Source organism: Streptomyces sp. NPDC090108 (genome assembly GCF_044747185.1).
In the GTDB taxonomy this organism is placed as follows: Bacteria; Actinomycetota; Actinomycetes; order Streptomycetales; family Streptomycetaceae; genus Streptomyces.
This window is the reverse complement of record NZ_JBIVDQ010000008.1, coordinates 244,592-260,841: the sequence shown is the minus strand read 5'-3', so window position 1 is coordinate 260,841 and position 16,250 is coordinate 244,592. Positions and strand designations below refer to the sequence as shown.

16 protein-coding genes and 2 tRNA genes are annotated in these 16,250 nt (G+C 73.6%); 9 read left to right on the top strand and 9 right to left on the bottom strand.

The window, feature by feature from the left end; all coding sequences use genetic code 11:
- The first annotated feature begins 318 nt into the window (after positions 1–318).
- The 6 genes from ACIPRD_RS27530 to ACIPRD_RS27505 all read left to right on the top strand — a co-directional run bounded on the left by ACIPRD_RS27530 (position 319) and on the right by ACIPRD_RS27505 (position 5,814).
- Positions 319–1,074 carry a GntR family transcriptional regulator gene (locus ACIPRD_RS27530; protein WP_401566846.1) on the top strand — a complete coding sequence of 252 codons (756 nt, stop codon included), beginning with the start codon at positions 319–321 and terminating at the stop codon, positions 1,072–1,074.
- 115 nt (positions 1,075–1,189) lie between these two features.
- Positions 1,190–2,362 carry a TIGR03364 family FAD-dependent oxidoreductase gene (locus ACIPRD_RS27525; RefSeq protein WP_401566843.1) on the top strand — a complete coding sequence of 391 codons (1,173 nt, stop codon included), beginning with the start codon at positions 1,190–1,192 and terminating at the stop codon, positions 2,360–2,362.
- Between the two features lie 92 nt (positions 2,363–2,454).
- Positions 2,455–3,141: an HAD family hydrolase gene (locus ACIPRD_RS27520; RefSeq protein WP_401567049.1), complete on the top strand. Its 687-nt coding sequence runs from the start codon at positions 2,455–2,457 to the stop codon at positions 3,139–3,141.
- 363 nt (positions 3,142–3,504) lie between these two features.
- Positions 3,505–4,284, top strand: coding sequence for an HAD-IIA family hydrolase (locus ACIPRD_RS27515; protein WP_356396836.1), 780 nt, complete (start codon positions 3,505–3,507; stop codon positions 4,282–4,284).
- Positions 4,285–4,518: 234 nt separating this feature from the next.
- On the top strand, positions 4,519–5,133 hold the full coding sequence (locus ACIPRD_RS27510) for a hypothetical protein (protein WP_401566840.1): 615 nt from the start codon (positions 4,519–4,521) through the stop codon (positions 5,131–5,133).
- Between the two features lie 9 nt (positions 5,134–5,142).
- Positions 5,143–5,814 (top strand): class F sortase, encoded by a 672-nt coding sequence (locus ACIPRD_RS27505; protein WP_356396842.1) that lies wholly within the window; start codon positions 5,143–5,145, stop codon positions 5,812–5,814.
- A 73-nt stretch (positions 5,815–5,887) separates the two neighbouring features.
- On the opposite strand, the gene ACIPRD_RS27500 is transcribed toward ACIPRD_RS27505, so the two are convergent.
- Positions 5,888–6,646: a FadR/GntR family transcriptional regulator gene (locus tag ACIPRD_RS27500; RefSeq protein ID WP_356396845.1), complete on the bottom strand. Its 759-nt coding sequence runs from the start codon at positions 6,644–6,646 to the stop codon at positions 5,888–5,890.
- A gap of 105 nt (positions 6,647–6,751) precedes the next feature.
- Positions 6,752–6,825: transfer RNA gene (locus ACIPRD_RS27495), tRNA-Lys, on the bottom strand.
- Between the two features lie 253 nt (positions 6,826–7,078).
- On the opposite strand from ACIPRD_RS27495, the gene ACIPRD_RS27490 reads away from it, so the two are divergent.
- The 3 genes from ACIPRD_RS27490 (at position 7,079) to ACIPRD_RS27480 (ending at position 10,481) form a co-directional block, all read left to right on the top strand.
- Positions 7,079–8,401, top strand: coding sequence for a peptidoglycan-binding protein (locus ACIPRD_RS27490; RefSeq protein WP_356396848.1), 1,323 nt, complete (start codon positions 7,079–7,081; stop codon positions 8,399–8,401).
- Between the two features lie 188 nt (positions 8,402–8,589).
- On the top strand, positions 8,590–9,735 hold the full coding sequence (locus ACIPRD_RS27485; RefSeq protein ID WP_401566835.1) for an SPFH domain-containing protein: 1,146 nt from the start codon (positions 8,590–8,592) through the stop codon (positions 9,733–9,735).
- Positions 9,736–9,875: 140 nt separating this feature from the next.
- Positions 9,876–10,481 carry a lytic polysaccharide monooxygenase gene (locus tag ACIPRD_RS27480; protein ID WP_356396854.1) on the top strand — a complete coding sequence of 202 codons (606 nt, stop codon included), beginning with the start codon at positions 9,876–9,878 and terminating at the stop codon, positions 10,479–10,481.
- 67 nt (positions 10,482–10,548) lie between these two features.
- On the opposite strand, the gene ACIPRD_RS27475 is transcribed toward ACIPRD_RS27480, so the two are convergent.
- From ACIPRD_RS27475 to ACIPRD_RS27445, 7 genes are all read right to left on the bottom strand, one after another.
- Positions 10,549–10,622 (bottom strand) — tRNA-Lys (locus tag ACIPRD_RS27475).
- Positions 10,623–10,720: 98 nt separating this feature from the next.
- The gene (locus tag ACIPRD_RS27470; RefSeq protein ID WP_356396857.1) at positions 10,721–11,479 is read right to left on the bottom strand and encodes an IclR family transcriptional regulator C-terminal domain-containing protein; all 759 of its coding nucleotides are present in this window, start codon (positions 11,477–11,479) and stop codon (positions 10,721–10,723) included.
- Positions 11,480–11,687: 208 nt separating this feature from the next.
- Positions 11,688–12,485 (bottom strand): ectoine/hydroxyectoine ABC transporter ATP-binding protein EhuA, encoded by a 798-nt coding sequence (ehuA, locus tag ACIPRD_RS27465; RefSeq protein ID WP_401566832.1) that lies wholly within the window; start codon positions 12,483–12,485, stop codon positions 11,688–11,690.
- Positions 12,475–13,125, bottom strand: coding sequence for an ectoine/hydroxyectoine ABC transporter permease subunit EhuD (gene ehuD / locus ACIPRD_RS27460; protein ID WP_401566829.1), 651 nt, complete (start codon positions 13,123–13,125; stop codon positions 12,475–12,477). The genes ehuA and ehuD overlap by 11 nt, the downstream gene beginning before the upstream one ends.
- A complete protein-coding gene (gene ehuC, locus ACIPRD_RS27455) occupies positions 13,122–13,850 on the bottom strand; it encodes an ectoine/hydroxyectoine ABC transporter permease subunit EhuC (protein WP_401566826.1) in 729 nt (242 codons plus the stop codon). Before ehuC ends, ehuD begins: the two co-directional genes overlap by 4 nt.
- On the bottom strand, positions 13,847–14,776 hold the full coding sequence (ehuB, locus tag ACIPRD_RS27450; RefSeq protein WP_401566823.1) for an ectoine/hydroxyectoine ABC transporter substrate-binding protein EhuB: 930 nt from the start codon (positions 14,774–14,776) through the stop codon (positions 13,847–13,849). Before ehuB ends, ehuC begins: the two co-directional genes overlap by 4 nt.
- Before the next feature lie 85 nt (positions 14,777–14,861).
- Positions 14,862–16,250, bottom strand: a complete 1,389-nt coding sequence (locus ACIPRD_RS27445; protein ID WP_356396872.1) for an amidase — start codon at positions 16,248–16,250, stop codon at positions 14,862–14,864.

Genomic DNA, 16,250 nt, shown 5'->3' with positions numbered 1-16,250 from the left:
GGGGGGACCCCCCCCCCCCCCGGGTGTGCGCGTGCGGGGCGGCGGCCCCGCTTCCCCCCCCCCCCCCCGCCCCGGGTGCGGGGGGGGGGGGGGGGGGGCCCCCCCCCCCCCCCCCCCCGCGCCTCCTCCCCGAGACGGCCCTTCCGCCCGCCTCGCCCCCCCCCCCCCGAGGACCGGCCCCTCCGCGCGCCCCACCCCGCCCGAGGACGATCCCTTCGCTCATCCCGCCCCCTCCGGGAACGCCCCCTTCGCTCGCCCCGCCCCGCCCATGGGCCGTCCCCCTCCACCCGGCCCCGCCCCGTCTGCGACGATCCCCCCGTGGACTACCCGAACGACCAGGCCCCCGGCGCCCCCGTCCGCTCCGGCATCCCCGAGCACGGGCGCGTGCCCAAGTACTACGCGGTGAAGGCGCGCATCGCCGCCCTGCTGGACGAGCTGGGGGAGGGTGCGCTCATCCCCACGGAACGGGACCTCTCGGAGCGCTACGGCGTCGCCCGCGAGACCGTACGGCAGGCGGTCCGCGAACTGGTGCTGGAGGGCAGGCTCACGCGCCGGGGCCGGGGGACCGCCGTCGCCGGGCCCAAGCTGGCGCAGCCGCTGTCGCTGGTCAGCTACACGGAGGGCGTGCGCGGACAGGGCCGTACACCCGGCCGCGGTCTCGTCGCCCTCGACCGCTTCCCCTGCCCGCGGCCGCTCGCCGCGGAGACCGGACTCACCCCGGGCGAGCCGGTCTGGCACCTGGAGCGCGTCCTGCTCGCGGACGACGAGAGGGTCGGACTGGAGAGCACGTACGTGTCCGTCGGCCGGGTCCCCGGACTCGGGCGGGACTTCGACCCCGACTCCTCCTTCTACGCCTATCTGAAGGCCCAGGGCATCACCTTCGGGGACGCCAACGAACGCATCGAGACCGTGCTCGCCACGCCCCGCGAGGCCCTGCTCATCGGAACCCCGCCCGCCCTGCCGATGCTGCTGATCCACCGGATCTCCAGGGACACGGACGGCAACCCCCTGGAACGGGTCCGCACCCTGTACCGCGGCGACCGCTTCTCCTTCACCGCCCACCTGACCGGCTGAGACCCCGGCTCCGACGGGTCCCGGGTCCGAGGCCCGGGCCCGCACTCCTCCGACCTCTCGGTAACGAAAAGGTAACGGGTCTAGCCCAAAACCCTCCGCCGGGTTCAGGGTGGTCATGTCGCCGGGCTCGCGCCCGACCCCAGCAGTGAGGAGCGTCGCCGTCGTGAAAGTGACAGTCGTCGGAGCGGGCGTGGTGGGCACCATGCATGCCTGGATGGCCCTGCGGCGCGGCCACCAGGTGGTCCAGATCGAACGGGAGGCCGAGGCGCGCGGCGCTTCGCTCCGTAATTTCGGGCAGATCTGGGTCAGTGGGCGCGCCGGTGGCGAGGAGCTGGAAACGGCCCTGCGGGCACGGGAGTTGTGGGAGGGGATCGGGGCTCGCGTGCCGGGCCTCGGGTTCCGGCCCAACGGCTCGCTGACTCCCGTCCGCGACCCCCTCGAACTCGCCGTCGCCGAGGCCGCCCTGGCCCGCCCCGATGCCGCCGCCCGCGGGTACGAACTGCTGACTCCGGCGCAGGCCCGTGCCCTCAACCCGGCGCTGCGCGGAGAGTTCACCGCCGCGCTGTACTGCGAGCGTGACGCCGCCGTGGAGCCGCGCACCGCGCAGCAGGCCCTCCGTGCGGAGCTGTCGAAGTCCCCGCACTACACCTTCCTGCCGGGACGCGAGGTGCGCGAGGTGGTCGGGGCGGGGACCGTGCGCGACGACCACGGCGACATCCACCGCGCCGACGCGGTCGTGCTGTGCACCGGCGCCTGGCTGGGCGGGCTGGTGCGCGAACTCGTCGGCCCCGGACTGCCGGTGCGCCGGGTGCGGCTCCAGATGATGCAGACCGATCCCCTCGGCGAGCCGCTCACCACCTCCGTCGCCGACGCCGACAGCTTCCGCTACTACCCCGCCTACGCCTCGCCCGCGCTGGACGAACTCGCCGCCGCCCGGCCGCAGTCGGAGACCGCCGCCGCCCACCGCATGCAACTGCTCATGGTCCAGCGGGCCGACGGCGGTCTGACCATCGGCGACACCCACGAGTACGAGCACCCCTTCGCCTTCGACACCGTCGAGGACCCCTACGACCATCTCGCCGGAGTCGTCGAGTCCTTCCTCGGCCGCCCGCTGCCGAGGATCCGCCGCCGCTGGGCCGGGGTGTACGCGCAGTGCACCGATCCGGGCCGCGTGGTGCACCGGCAGCGGGTGGGTGACGGGGTGTGGCTGGTCACCGGGCCCGGCGGCCGCGGCATGACCTGCTCCCCGGCGATAGCCGAGACCACCGCGAACGAACTGGGCTGGTAGCCAAGTTGACCGAGGAGAACACCGTGACCGCCTCCACCGCGACCGTCCCCGCCGGGGCGGCCGTCCACGAACACGCCACCCGCGCCCCGGACATCCGGCTGGTCGTCCTCGACATGGCCGGCACCACCGTCGCCGACGGCGGGCTCGTCGAGCGGGCGTTCACCGCCGCGGCCGCCGAACTGGGCGTCGGGCCCGGCTCCCCCGAGCACGCCCGGCACCTCGCGTACGTCCGCGCCACCATGGGCGAGTCCAAGATCACCGTCTTCCGGCACCTGTTCGGCGACGAGGACCGGGCCCGGCGTGCCAACGCCGCCTTCGAGAAGGCGTACGGCGCGTTCGTCGGCGACGGTCTCCTCGCACCGGTCCCCGGCGCCCGCGAGGCCATCGAGGAACTGACCGCCGGCGGCCGTACGGTCGTCCTCAGCACCGGCTTCGCCCGCGTCACCCAGGACGCGATCCTCGCCGCCCTCGGCTGGCTGGACCCCGAGCCGCTGGTGCCGCTGACCCTGTGCCCGGCCGACGCCGGCGGGCGCGGGCGGCCCTTCCCGGACATGGTCCTGGCAGCCTTCCTGCGGACCGGGGCGGCGCAGGACGTGCGGCAGGTGGCCGTCGTCGGGGACACCTCCTACGACGTGCTCAGCGGCGTACGCGCCGGGGCCGGGCTGGTGGCGGGCGTGCGCACGGGGGCGCACGGCGACGCCGAGTTCCGGGCCGCGGGTGCCACCCATGTCCTCGGCTCCGTAGCCGAGTTGCCCGCCCTCCTCGACGGCGCCCGCTGAGACCCGGCGGCAGCACCCGCACCCGCGCCGGGGGCGGCCGACCTGGAGGAAAGGAGTGTCCGGACGGCACCGCGGGGAAGGCGCCCCCTGCGGGACCGTGCCGCGCCTCCGCACCCGGAGCCGGCCCGGCCTCCCGCACCCGGGTCGGCTCCCCGCAACCGCAACCGCAACCGCAACCGCAACCGCAACCGCAACCGCACCCGGGGCCCAGCCCCCCCCGCACCCGGAGTCCCGCGCCCCGGGTCCGTGAGGAAGCCCCGTCATCGGGGTCGGGAGCGAGCCGCCCTGACTAGGCTGGGGGCGTCGGTACGCGTGGTTCCGGCGCCCAGCCTTTCTTGACCGTACGCACGCCAGGAGACGCACATGCCAGACCGCAGGCCCATCGAGTCGTGGCTCACCGACATGGACGGCGTCCTGATCCACGAGGGCGTCCCGATCCCCGGCGCCGACGCCTTCCTGAAGAAGCTGCGCGAGGCCGAGCGGCCCTTCCTCGTCCTCACCAACAACTCGATCTACACGGCCCGCGACCTGCACGCCCGGCTCCAGCGGATGGGTCTGGAGGTGCCGGTGGACAACATCTGGACCTCGGCCATGGCCACCGCCCAGTTCGTGGCCGACCAGCGTCCCGGCGGCACCGCCTACGTCATCGGCGAGGCCGGGCTGACCACCGCCCTGCACGACGTCGGCTACATCCTCACCGACCACGACCCCGACTTCGTGATCCTCGGCGAGACCCGCACCTACTCCTTCGAGGCGATGACGAAGGCCGTCCGCCTCATCAACGACGGCGCCCGGTTCATCGCCACCAACCCCGACAACGTCGGCCCGTCGACCGAGGGCGCCCTGCCCGCCACCGGCTCCGTCGCCGCGCTGATCACCGCGGCCACCGGCAAGAAGCCGTACTTCGTGGGCAAGCCCAACCCGCTGATGATGCGCGCCGGCCTCAACGCGATCGGCGCCCACTCCGAGACCTCCGCGATGATCGGTGACCGCATGGACACCGACGTCCTCGCGGGCCTGGAGGCCGGCATGCGCACCTTCCTGGTGCTGACCGGCGTCACCCAGCGGGACGAGATCGACCGCTACCCCTTCCGCCCGTCCCGCGTCGTCGACTCGATCGCGGACCTGGTCGACCTCGTCTGACCCCTGTCGGGCGGGGCCGGCCGCGGGCCGCCCCGCCCCGGGTCCGTCGCCGCCCCGGGTCCGTCGCCGCCCCGGGTCCGCCGCCGTCCCCGTCCGCGCCGTCGTCCGTCGCGCCCGGCCGGTGGTCCCAAACCCTCCCCGCGCCCGCTCTCGCCCGGATGGAGCAACCGGACACCTCCTGGGGATGCGGCGGGGCGCCGTCCGGGGGAGCCTCCCCTTATCTGGAGGTTAACGATGGGCTCACTTCGCCTCACTCTCTGTACCGGCGTCCTTGCCGTCGCCGCGCTCACCCCGACGGCCCACGCGGCGGACGGGGACAACCCCGACGGCACGGTCACCGTGACCCCGGCCGCACCGGCGCCGGGCGCCGATGTGTCCCTGCGGGTACGCGACTGCTCCGCCTCGCAGGCCACCGCCACCTCGGCCGCGTTCGTCTCCGACGCCCGGCTGACCGGCGCCCAGGGCACGCTGACGGGGGAGACCCGCGTGCGCTCGGCCGCCGGCACGGGCGCCTACGACGTCCGGGTCACCTGCGCCGGGCAGGTTCTGACCGGCCGGATCACGGTCTCGGGGACGTCCGCGGACGGCACCGACGACTCCGACGACTCCGCGGAACCCCTCGACGACGCCTCACCGGTCGCCCCGGTGCACGCGGGCGGCGGCGGCACCGCCACCGGTCAGGGCACCCATGTCGCGTCGGGTATCGGTGACACGACCCACTTCGCGACGGTCGCCACCACCGGGTCCGGCCCCGGCACCCTTCAGGCGCTGACCGGGCTGGCCCTGGCCGGATGCGCCGCGGCCGCCGTCGGGGTGCTCAGGTCCCGCCGGAGCCGCGGCACGGGCTGAGGCCCGGCGATGTCCCACGAGGAACACGGACGCTCCACCGGCACCGGGCGGCTGGTCACGGCCGCCGCCTGGGCGGTGCTGCTGTCCGGGCTGTGGTTGTGGGGCCGCGACGTGACCGGTGTGCCGGCCGGCCCGTCGGGTACGGCGAGCGGTGACGTGGCGGGCCTCGGCCGGTCCGCGGGCGTCCCGCTGCCCGACCCGGCGGACCCGCTGGGCCGGTCGGTCCCGCAGCGCGTCGACATCCCCGAGCTGGGCGTGCAGGCACCGGTGGTGAGCCGCGGCCTGGACAGCCGGGGCGGCATCGACCCGCCACCGTTCGACCAGCCCGGCGTGGTCGGCTGGTACGGCGCCGGCGCCACTCCCGGGGCGGCGGGCACCGCGCTGCTGGTCGGGCACGTCGACACCCGGACCCGGCCGGCCGTCTTCTACAAGCTCAGCACCCTCACCCCCGGCGAGACGGTCCGGGTGGTGCGGGCCGACGCCAAGGTGGCCACGTTCACCATCGACGACGTCGAGGTGCTGCCCAACGACCGCTTCGACGCGGGGCGCGCCTACGGCACCCGTGTCCCCGGCCGCGCCGAACTCCGTCTCATCACCTGCGGCGGTGCCTTCGACCGGGTCAGCGGCAGCTACACGGCCAACGTGGTCGTCTCCGCGTACCTCACGGGCACCGGCTCCTGACCTCACGGGCACCGGCTCCTGGCCTCGGAGCACGGGCCTGACCTCGGAGCACGGACCGGGTCGGACCAGCCCGTCAGACCCGTTCGCCGTGAGCCGGGCTGGACCCCGAGGGCCCCGAGGGCCCCGAGCACTCGGAAGGCCCCGGGAGGCCAGGGGATCCGGCGGGGGACAGGCGCGCGCGGATGCCCCCGAAGTGGTCCCGTATCGCCTCCTCCGCCCGTACCGCGTCGCCGGACCGGACCGCGCGCAGGATCTCCCGGTGCTGCCGGCAGGTGACCCGGGGGTCCCGCGGAGTGTCCGCCAGATCGCGCCGGACCTGGTGGAAGGCCTCCCAGAACGCCTCCAGCACCTCGCACAGCAGGACGTTGTCCAGGCCCCGGTAGAGGGTGGCGTGAAAGGCGCGGTCGGTCCCGGCGAGGCTCCGCCCCTCGGCGGCCTCCCGCTCCATGCGGTCGACCAGGGCGTCCAGTTCCGCGAGATGCGTCTCGGACAGCCGTCCGGCCAGCCGGGAGACGAGCCCCGTCTCCACCGCCTCGCGCAGTTCCAGCAGCTGGAGCAGCGAGTCCTCGCCGCGATGGTGCCCGGCGACCGTGCGGAAGGCGAGGCCCTCGATCATGGGGGCGAGCGACATGGGGCCGACGTACGTACCGAAACCGTGTCTGATCTCGACGATGCCCATCGCCTGGAGCGCCTTCAGCGCCTCGCGCACCGAGTTCCGGCTCGCCCCGAGGAACTCCATCAGCTCCGGTTCGGTCGGCAGCGGGGCGCCCGGAGGGAGCCGGCGGTCGATGATGAGCTTCTTGATCCGCTCTTGGAGGTCCCGGGCTGCCATGGCCAGAGAGTATCCGGCCAAAGGGAGAACCGGTCGCGGTCGCGCACATACAGCGATGGCGAGCCGGATCCGCATTGCTGCGGACGTGGCTCGCCATCGTCGTTGTGCGCCGCCAGGGACTCGAACCCCGGACCCGCTGATTAAGAGTCAGCTGCTCTAACCAACTGAGCTAGCGGCGCTTGACTCTCGCCTTCCGCTCTCGCGGCCGGCGACATAGAGAACTCTACATGACCTGGGGGGTGGCTTTGACCAGGCGGAGTTCCCCGGCCGGTCCGGGGTGCCCCTGGGGGATCGCCCGGGGGCCTCCCCGGGGGCGCCGCCGCACGGGTGTACATCATTCGGACCGTCAACATGCGCGTATCGCGGACAGTTGTGAAACTGATCAACGTGCACACGCGCGGACAAACCAACCCAGAATGTGAGGTAGGTCGCATGACGGCTCCGGTGTTCGAGGAATTCGATCCCGCGAGCGACTGCGACTGCCCCGGCTGTGTCCAGTGGCGCCGGCTGTCCCCCCGGCCCCGCTCCGCCCACCCCTGCGGCCGCCCGGCCGTCCGGGGCGTCGTGATCGTGGCCGCCGCCGCGTCCGCCGCCCTCGGCGCGGTCGGTCCGGCCGCGGCCCAGAGCGCCCTCCACTCCCCGCCCCGCCCCGGCTCCCCCGTGGGGGACACCGGGCCCGAGACCCCGCAGGGCCCCAAGGCCCCGCTGCACGGTCCGGCCGGCCAGCCCGCCAAGCCCGCCGCCCGGATCACCACCATCACGCGCGCCGAGATCATCAACCGGGCCAAGACCTGGGTGACCGCGAAGGTGCCGTACAGCATGACCTCCTACTGGAAGGACGGGTACCGGCAGGACTGCTCGGGCTACGTCTCCATGGCCTGGGGGCTGCTGTCCAACGAGTGGACCGGCAGCCTCGACCAGTTCGGGGTGAAGATCACGAAGGAGGAGCTGCAGCCCGGCGACATGCTGCTCTTCCACAACCCGGCCAACCCGGAGAAGGGCTCCCATGTGGTGATCTTCGGCGGCTGGACGGACTACACGCACACCTACTACACGGTGTACGAGCAGACCCCGCCGCACGCCCGCAGCCAGGCCACCCCGTATCCCTACTGGACCAACGCGGACAAGTACGTCCCGTACCGCTACAAGGGTGTCGTCGCCGGCACGGCGGGCGCGGAGCCGGGCAGCACGGCCAAGGCGCCGGTGCCGTTCCCGGGCGAGCGGTCCTTCGGCCCGGGGGCCGACAACAAGTACGTGACCCTGCTCGGCGAGATGCTGGTGGCCCGGGGCGGCCGCTCGTACTACGCCAAGGGTCCCGGTCCGGTCTGGGGCGAGGCCGACCGGCGGGCGACGCAGGCGTTCCAGAAGGCCCAGGGCTGGACCGGCCCGGACGCCGACGGGCTCCCCGGCAAGCGCACCTGGGAGCTGCTGATGACCGGCAAGGGCAAGGGCATCGGCGGCCCGGGATCCACCACGCCCGGTGGGACCGGCTCCGGGGTGCCCGCCTCGCACGGGGTGCCCGGATACCCCGGCCGGAACTACTTCCTCCCGGGCGCCGACAACGCCTTCGTCACCCAGCTGGGGCAGCAGCTGGTGAAGAAGGGGCTCGGCAGGTTCTACACCGAGGGTCCCGGTCCGGTCTGGGGCGACGCGGACCGCCGGGCCGTGGAGGCCTTCCAGCGTGCCCAGGGCTGGCGCGGCGGCGCGGCGGACGGCTACCCGGGGCCGGAGACCTGGCGCCGGCTGTTCGCCTAGCCGGCCCCGCGGGGGCGGTGCCGTACGGGCGGTCCCGCCCCCGCCCCCTGGTCCCTTGTGGCCCCCCGGTCCCTGTCCCCGTACACCCCCGTACGTCCACGCACACCCTGATACACCCCCGTACACCCCTGTACTGACCTGCTTGTTCCCTTGTCATGACGCATCTGGCGCGGAGGCTGGAGGCACGCATGAGTACGACCACGTCACACACGGCCGAGTCCGAGGAGTATCCGGAGGGAGCGCCGGGCGGCACCGGCACGGCCACCCGGCCGCCCCGGCTCATCCAGAACGAGGCCACCACGGAGATCCCCGTCCACCTGCTCTTCCGCGACGAACCGGCGCCCGTGTCGGTGCCGTTGAAGCCCGCCGTGGTGGGCCGCAGACAGGGCACCGGCGAGCAGCCGCGCCTGGGCCGGCCGGCCACCCCGGTCCGCCGCCGTCCGGTGCCCCAGGTCGACCCCGAGCTGATGGAGCAGCCGGCGCGGGCGCTCCCCGGGCTGGCCGGGCTGTGCGCCGGGGCGGGCGGTGTCGCGGGCTGCGTGGCCACCTCGTGGTGGGCGGGGGTGCTGCCGTCGCTCGCGACGCACGCGCTGCGCCTGCCGGCGGCGCACGCGGGCGCGGGCCTCGGACCCGCGCAGTGGGCGGCGTACGCCGGGGCCGGGGCGCTCGCCGTGGGCGGCTTCGCCGGCCTGACCCGGGGACGGACCGGACGGGCCTGGGTGCTCGGCCTGTTCGGCCGCTACCGCGGGACCGTCCGCCGTACCGGGCTGCTCTGGGTCAACCCGCTGCTGCGCCGCCGCCGGGCGGACGTACGGCTGCGGCACTGGCGCAGCGAGGCGATGCCGGCGGCGGACGCGGGCGGGGTGGCGCTGCGGGTGACCGTGCTGGTGGTCTGGCGGGTCCGGGACACCGCGCGGGCCCTGCTCGGGATCGAGGACCACGAGACCTACCTGCGCGAGTGCGTGGAGGCGGCGCTGCTGCGGGTTCCGGTGGAGGGTCCGGGCGGCACCCGGGGCGGGATGGACACGGCGGCGGACGTGCTGACCCGGCTGGTGGCGGGCGACGCGGCGGCGGTCGGCCTGGAGGTGTTCTCGGTACGGCCGCTGCGGGTGGAGTACGCCCCGGAGGTGGCCGGCGCGATGCACCGGCGCCGGATCGCCGCGCTGGACGCCCAGCAGCGGTCCCTGATGCTCGGCTCGGTCGTGGACTCGGTGGAGGACACGGTGACCCGGCTGACCATGCGCGGACTGGTCGAACTCGACGACTACGAACGCAAGGTCCTGGTACGGGACCTGACGGTGGCGTTCTGCTCGGGCCGCGGGGAAGCCGGCTGACGGCACCCGCGGATCCGGGCGGTACGGGCGTGCGGTTGGTATGGACATGTTCAACAGACGGCAATAATCTGGAGCTTGGTCTAGACCTACCGCACAGCTCGGCTCGCTGAAATTCCCCCACGTTCTCCAGGAGCGGCAGCATGCGTACGAAGACCACGTTGTCCGCGGCCGTGCTGGCGCTGGCGACCGCCGGAGCCTTCGCGCTCTCCACCGGCGGTGCCAGCGGGCACGGCTACACCGACCTCCCCGTCAGCAGGCAGAAGCTCTGCCAGAACGGCACCGTCGCCAACTGCGGCGACATCCAGTGGGAACCGCAGAGCGTCGAGGGCCCCAAGGGCTTCCCGGCCGCGGGGCCCGCCGACGGCCAGCTCTGCAACGGCGGCGTGAGCCGCTTCGCCCAGATCAGCTCGCCGGTGACGCCGTCCGGCGCGGCCTGGCCCACCACCCGGGTGACGGGCGGCCAGTCGTACACCTTCCGCTGGCAGTTCACGGCCATGCACGCCACGACCGACTTCCGGTACTACGTGACCAAGCCGGGCTGGAACCAGAACCACGCCCTGTCCCGCTCGGACCTCACGCTCACCCCGTTCCTCACCGTGCCGTACAACGGCCAGCGGCCGCCGGCCACGCTCAGCCACAGCGGCACCCTGCCGAGCGGGCTGAGCGGACACCACGTGATCCTCGCGGTGTGGACGATCGCCGACACGGGCAACGCGTTCTACGCCTGCTCGGACGTGACCTTCTGATCCCCGCCCCCACCGGAACGGAAGAACGCCGAAGGGCCCCTCGCTTCCGCGAGGGGCCCTTCTTCTGTGCGCCGCCAGGGACTCGAACCCCGGACCCGCTGATTAAGAGTCAGCTGCTCTAACCAACTGAGCTAGCGGCGCTTGACTCTCGCCTTCCGCTCTCGCGGCCGGCGACAAAGAAAATACTACCCGGTCCCGGAGGGTGCTCGTGACCACCCCGGCGCGGCGCCCCGGAGCGCCTACAGCGTGAGCGACAGCAGTACCGGAGCCGCGCTGCGGTTGAGCGTGTCCGCGGCCTGTTTCAGCCGGTGGGCGTGCTCCACCGGCAGGGACAGGGCCAGACAGCCGACGGCCGCGCCGGCGGTGATCGGGACGGCCGCGCAGACCGTGCCCACCGCGTACTCCTGGAGGTCCAGGACCGGCACGGTCGGCGGCTGGGACTCCAGGCGGGAGAGCAGCAGCTTGTCGCTGGTGATGGTGCGCGAGGTGAGGCGGGCCATCTTGTGCCGGGAGAGGTGGTCGCGGCGCGCGTTGTGGTCCAGCTGGGTCAGCAGGCTCTTGCCGACGGCGGTGGCGTGCGCGGAGTACCGGAAGTCGACCCACTCGTTGACCGCCGGGGTGGCGGGTCCGGCCGCGTACTGGGTGACCCGGACCTCGCCGTCCACGTACCGGCTCATGTAGACGGCCGCGCCGACGGAGTCCCGCAGCCGGTCCAGCGTGTGCTGGAGCTTCTCGCGCAGGGCCCGCTCCCGGTCGTGCGCCGAGGTGAGCCGGCGCAGGGTGTCGCCGGTGACGTACGTCCCGTCGGCGATCTGCTCGACGTAGCCCTCGCGGCGCAGCATGCGCAGCAGCAGGGTCAGGCGCTCGCGGCCCAGACCGGTGTCGTGGGCCAGGCCCGAGTCGGTGACGCCGGCGGAGTGGCGGGCCACGGTCTCCAGGATCCGCAGCGCGTCCTGGGCCGAGTGGTACGGGGCGGTCGGCTCGTGCTTCAGCGCCACGGTTTCCCCCTGCGCTCGCTCTCTGGGCCGCGAAATCCGGTCGGCGGATCGGTTCCACGATAGCGGGCAAAAGGCCGACGGGGAGGGGGTGTTGGCGAGATTGACGCTCCCGCCGTCCCCTCCCAACTGCGACGCAGACCCTCTGGCATATGCCAGAGTCATGACCCAACGTGTGGACCTCGCCTGTTCCCTCCCTGACGGTCCGTGGTCACAGGACCGCGCTGAGGAATTCCCGGGTACGGTCCCGCTCCGGATCGCTGAAGATCTTCTCCGGCGGACCCGACTCGATGACCCGCCCGGAGTCGAACATCAGCACCTGGTCGGAGATGTCGCGGGCGAAACCCATCTCGTGGGTCACGCACAGCATCGTGATGTCGGTGCTGCGCGCGATGTCCCTGAGCAGGTCGAGGACGCCCGCGACCAGCTCGGGGTCGAGCGCGGAGGTCACCTCGTCCAGCAGCAGCACGCGCGGGCGCATCGCCAGCGCGCGGGCGATCGCCACCCGCTGCTGCTGGCCCCCGGAGAGCCGGGTGGGCCGCGCGTCGCACTTGTCGGCGAGCCCCACCAGGTCCAGCAGCTCGCGGGCCCGCTCCTCGGCCTCGTCCCGGGACATGCCGAGCACCTGCACCGGAGCCTCGGTGATGTTGCGCAGCACGGACATGTTCGGGAACAGGTTGAACTGCTGGAACACCATCCCGATCTTCTTGCGGACCTCCCGGACCTGCTTCTCCGGCGCCGGGAACAGATGCTCGCCGTCCACGGTGATCGTGCCCGCGTCCGGCTCGATCAGGGTCATCAGCAGCCGCAGGATGGTCGTCTTGCCCGAGCCGGAGGGCCCGATCAGGGTCACGTGCCGGCCGGGCCGGACCGAGAAGTCCAGGTCGTCCAGCACGGTGTTCGACCCGAAGCGCTTGGTGACGCCCTCCAGCCGGATCAGCTCGCCGCCCGCCGCGGCCGGCTCCGCGTGCGTGTCGGGTTCCTTCGTCACGGGTGTGTCAGCGGACAAGGCGTCGCTCCAGGGCTCGCAGGGCAAGGGAGGCCAGGTAGGAGATGAGGATGAAGGCCACGCCGATCACGGTGACCGGCTCGGTGAACTGGAAGTGCTGCTGGGAGAAGAGCCTGGCCCGGCCGAGCATCTCCAGCACGGTGATCACCATGAGCAGGGGCGTGTCCTTGAGCATGGCGATCACGTAGTTGCCGAGCGCCGGGACCACCCGGCGCAGCGCCTGCGGCAGGATCACCGCGGTCCAGGTCCGCCGCCGCGGCAGGTTCAGCGCCGTCGCCGCCTCCCACTGGCCGGCCGGCACCGCCTCGATCCCGGCCCGGTAGACCTGCATGGTGTACGTCGAGTAGTGCAGCCCGATCGCGCAGACGCCGGTGGCCAGGGCCGAGAACGTCAGGCCCCACTCGGGCAGCACGTAGAAGAGGAAGAACAGCTGCACCAGCAGCGGGGTGTCGCGCACGAACTCGGTGACCGCCTCGACGGGCCAGCGCACCCACCGGGACGGCGCCCGGGCCAGCAGCGCCCACACCAGACCGAGGCCGAAGGAGATCAGCGAGCCGAGGGCCAGCGCCTGGAGGGTGACCAGGAGCCCCTTCCAGAGGTCGGGCATGAACGCGTCCACCGCGTTCCAGTCCCACTTCACGCGACACCACCTCCGCCGGCCGCGACCCCGGCCGTCTTCGCCCGCCTGGACGCCCGCGCCGCCGTCTCCGTGCCCGCGTCCCGGCCCACCGAGGCCTTGAGCCGCTTCTCCAGCGCGCGCATCAGCCGCGTCAGCGCGAAGGCGATCACGAAGTAGATCAGCAGCACGTAGGCGTAGATCTCGGCGCTCCGCTGCAGCGCCAGCCGTACCAGGTTCGCGCTGAACGTCAGGTCGCCCATGCCCATGACCGACACCAGCGCGGTGCCCTTGAGCAGTTCGACCAGCAGATTGCAGAAGGGCGGGATCATCTCCGGCACCGCCTGCGGCAGCACGATCAGCCGCATCCGCTGCGCGGGCGTGAGGCTCAGCGCGATGCCGCCCTCCCGCTGCGCCGGATCGACCGCGCCCAGCGCGCCGCGCACGATCTCCGCGCCGTACGCGCCGTACGTCAGGCCGAGCGCCAGCGTGCCCGCCCACATCGGGACCAGCTGCCGGCCGAAGGCGACCGGAAGCACGAAGAACACCCAGAAGATCATCACGAGTGCCGAGGTGCCGCGGAACACCTCGGTGTAGAAGCCGGCGAGGAAGCGCACGGCGCGGCGCCGGTGGGTGCGGGCCAGACCGACGGTGAAGGACACCGCCGCGGCCAGCAGGGCGCTGGACACCAGCAGTTGCAGGGTGGTCCAGACGCCTTCCAGTACGAGTTTCCAGAGCCCCGGTGTCATCCGCCGCACAGCTCCTTCGCGGTCAGGTCCGTCATCTCCGCCTCGGTGAAGCCGAAGGGCCGCAGGATCCGGAACAGTTCGCCGCTCTTCCTGAGCGCGCGCAGCTCGGTGTTGAAGGCGTCCCGCAGCCGCGTCTCGGCGGCCCGGAACGCGAACGCGCCCCCGTCCACGTGCGGTTCGCCGTCGACCAGGGGCACGAAGGGCTTGACGGCCTCGGCCTTCGCCGACTTCCGCACCACCTCGCGGACGGTGACGGCCGTACCGGCGAACACGTCGACCCGGCCGGCCTCCACCGCGTTCAGTCCGGCGACCTGGTCCGGGACGATCAGGATGTCGCTCTCCTTGTACCCGGCCTCCACCGCGTGCTGGATCTGGGCGTATCCGGTACCGGTGGCGAACCGCGCCTTCTTCGCCACCGCGTCCTTGTAGGAGCGCAGCCCCTCGGGGTTGCCCTTGCGGACGGCGAAGGAGTCCAGCATCTGGTAGTCGGGGTCGGCGAAGATCACCTGCTCGCAGCGCTCGGGGGTGACGTACATCCCGGCGGCCACGACGTCGAACTGCTGGGAGTTCAGGCCGGGGATGAGCGAGCCGAACTCGGTGGGCACCGGCTGCACCCGGTGCACCCCGAGCCGCCCGAACACCGCCTTCGCCAGCTCGGGCGCCTCACCGGTGAGCCGCCCGTCCCGGTCGATGTACCCGAAGGGGATCTCACCGGCGATGCCGAGCCGTACGACGCCCTGCGCGCGCAGCCGGGCGAGCAGGTCGCCGCCGCTCCTGGCGGACGCCGGGGCCACGCGCGTGCAGCCCGTGAGCCCCGCCGCCCCCCACGCGCCGAGCGCCGCCGCGCCGGTGAGGACCGAACGTCTGCCGAATCTGTCTCCCGGCCGCCGAGGCGGGGGTGTGCCGTTCCCGAGTGGTGGAGCCATGGCGGCGCGGCTACCCACGCGTAACCGTCCTATGCACCCGCTTTTCCGGGGCGTCGCGGGCCCGGGAAGAGCGGGGAGGCTCCTCCTAGGGGGTGAGGCCCGCGTCGTGGAGGGCGTGCGCGGCGCGCAGGACCAGGCCGTCGTGGTGCCGGGCGGCCACGATCTGCAGTCCGACCGGCAGGCCGCCGCCGTCGCCGCCGTCCGTGCCCACCGGCACGGTGGCGGCGGGCTGCCCGGTCATGTTGAACGGGTACGTGAACGGCGTCCAGCCGGTCCAGCGGCGCAGCCCGGAGCCGGCCGGCACCTCCTCGCCCGCCTCGAACGCCGTGATCGGCAGGGTGGGCGTGACCAGGAGGTCGTAGCGCTCGTGGAAGCGGCCCATCCGGCGGCCGAGGTCCGCGGCCGTCTCCGTGGCCGCCAGATGGTCCAGCGCGCTCAGCCGGGAGCCCCGGGCGCACATCTCGCGCAGCCCGGGATCGAGCAACTGCCGCCGGTGCGGGGAGAGATGCCGGGTGAGACGGGCCGCTCCGGCCGCCCACAGGGTGTGGAAGGCCGCCACCGGGTCGCTGAGGTCCGGGTCGGTCTCCTCGACGTACGCCCCGAGGTCCGCGAGCGCCGCCACCGCCCGCCGTACGGCCGCCGCGACCGCCGGACGCACCGCCACCTGCCCGCCCAGCGAGGGGGAGTACGCCACCCGCAGCCCGCGCACCCCCCGGTCGAGCCCGGCCCGGAAGGAGCCGGCCGGCGGGGGCAGCGCCGACCAGTCGCGCGGGTCGGGGCCCGAGATCACGTCCAGCATCAGCGCCGCGTCCGCCGCGTCCCGGGTCATCGGGCCGACGTGCGAGAGCGCGCCGAACGCGCTCACCGGATACACCGGCACCCTGCCGCGGGTGGGCTTCAGCCCGAAGATCCCGCAGAACGCCGCCGGTATGCGGATGCTGCCGCCGCCGTCCGTGCCCAGCGACAGCGGGCCCGCGCCGAGCGCGACGGCCGCGGCGCTGCCGCCGCTGGAGCCGCCCGCGGTGCGCGACGGATCGTGCGGGTTGCGGGTGACCCCGGACAGCGCGGAGTCCGTCACCCCCTTCCAGCCGTACTCCGGCGTCGTCGTCTTGCCGACGAACACCGCGCCGTGCTCGCGCAGCCGGGCGACCGACGGCGCGTCCTCGTCCCAACCACCCTGCGCGGACACGGTCTTCGAGCCGCGCAGGGTCGGGTGGCCGCGCAGCGGCAGCAGGTCCTTCACCGTCACCGGCACCCCGTCCAGCAGCCCGGCCGGCTCGCCCCGCCGCCACCGTTCCTCCGACTCCCGGGCCCGCGTCGCCGCGTCCTCCTCCAGCAGCCGCACGAACGCGTTGACCTCCGGCTGGACGCGGCGCGCCCGCTCCAGCACCTGCGCCGTCGCCTCGACGGGACTGAACTCGCCCTTGCGGTAGCCGTCGAGGAGCTGTACGGCGGTGAGGTCGGTGAGCTGCAT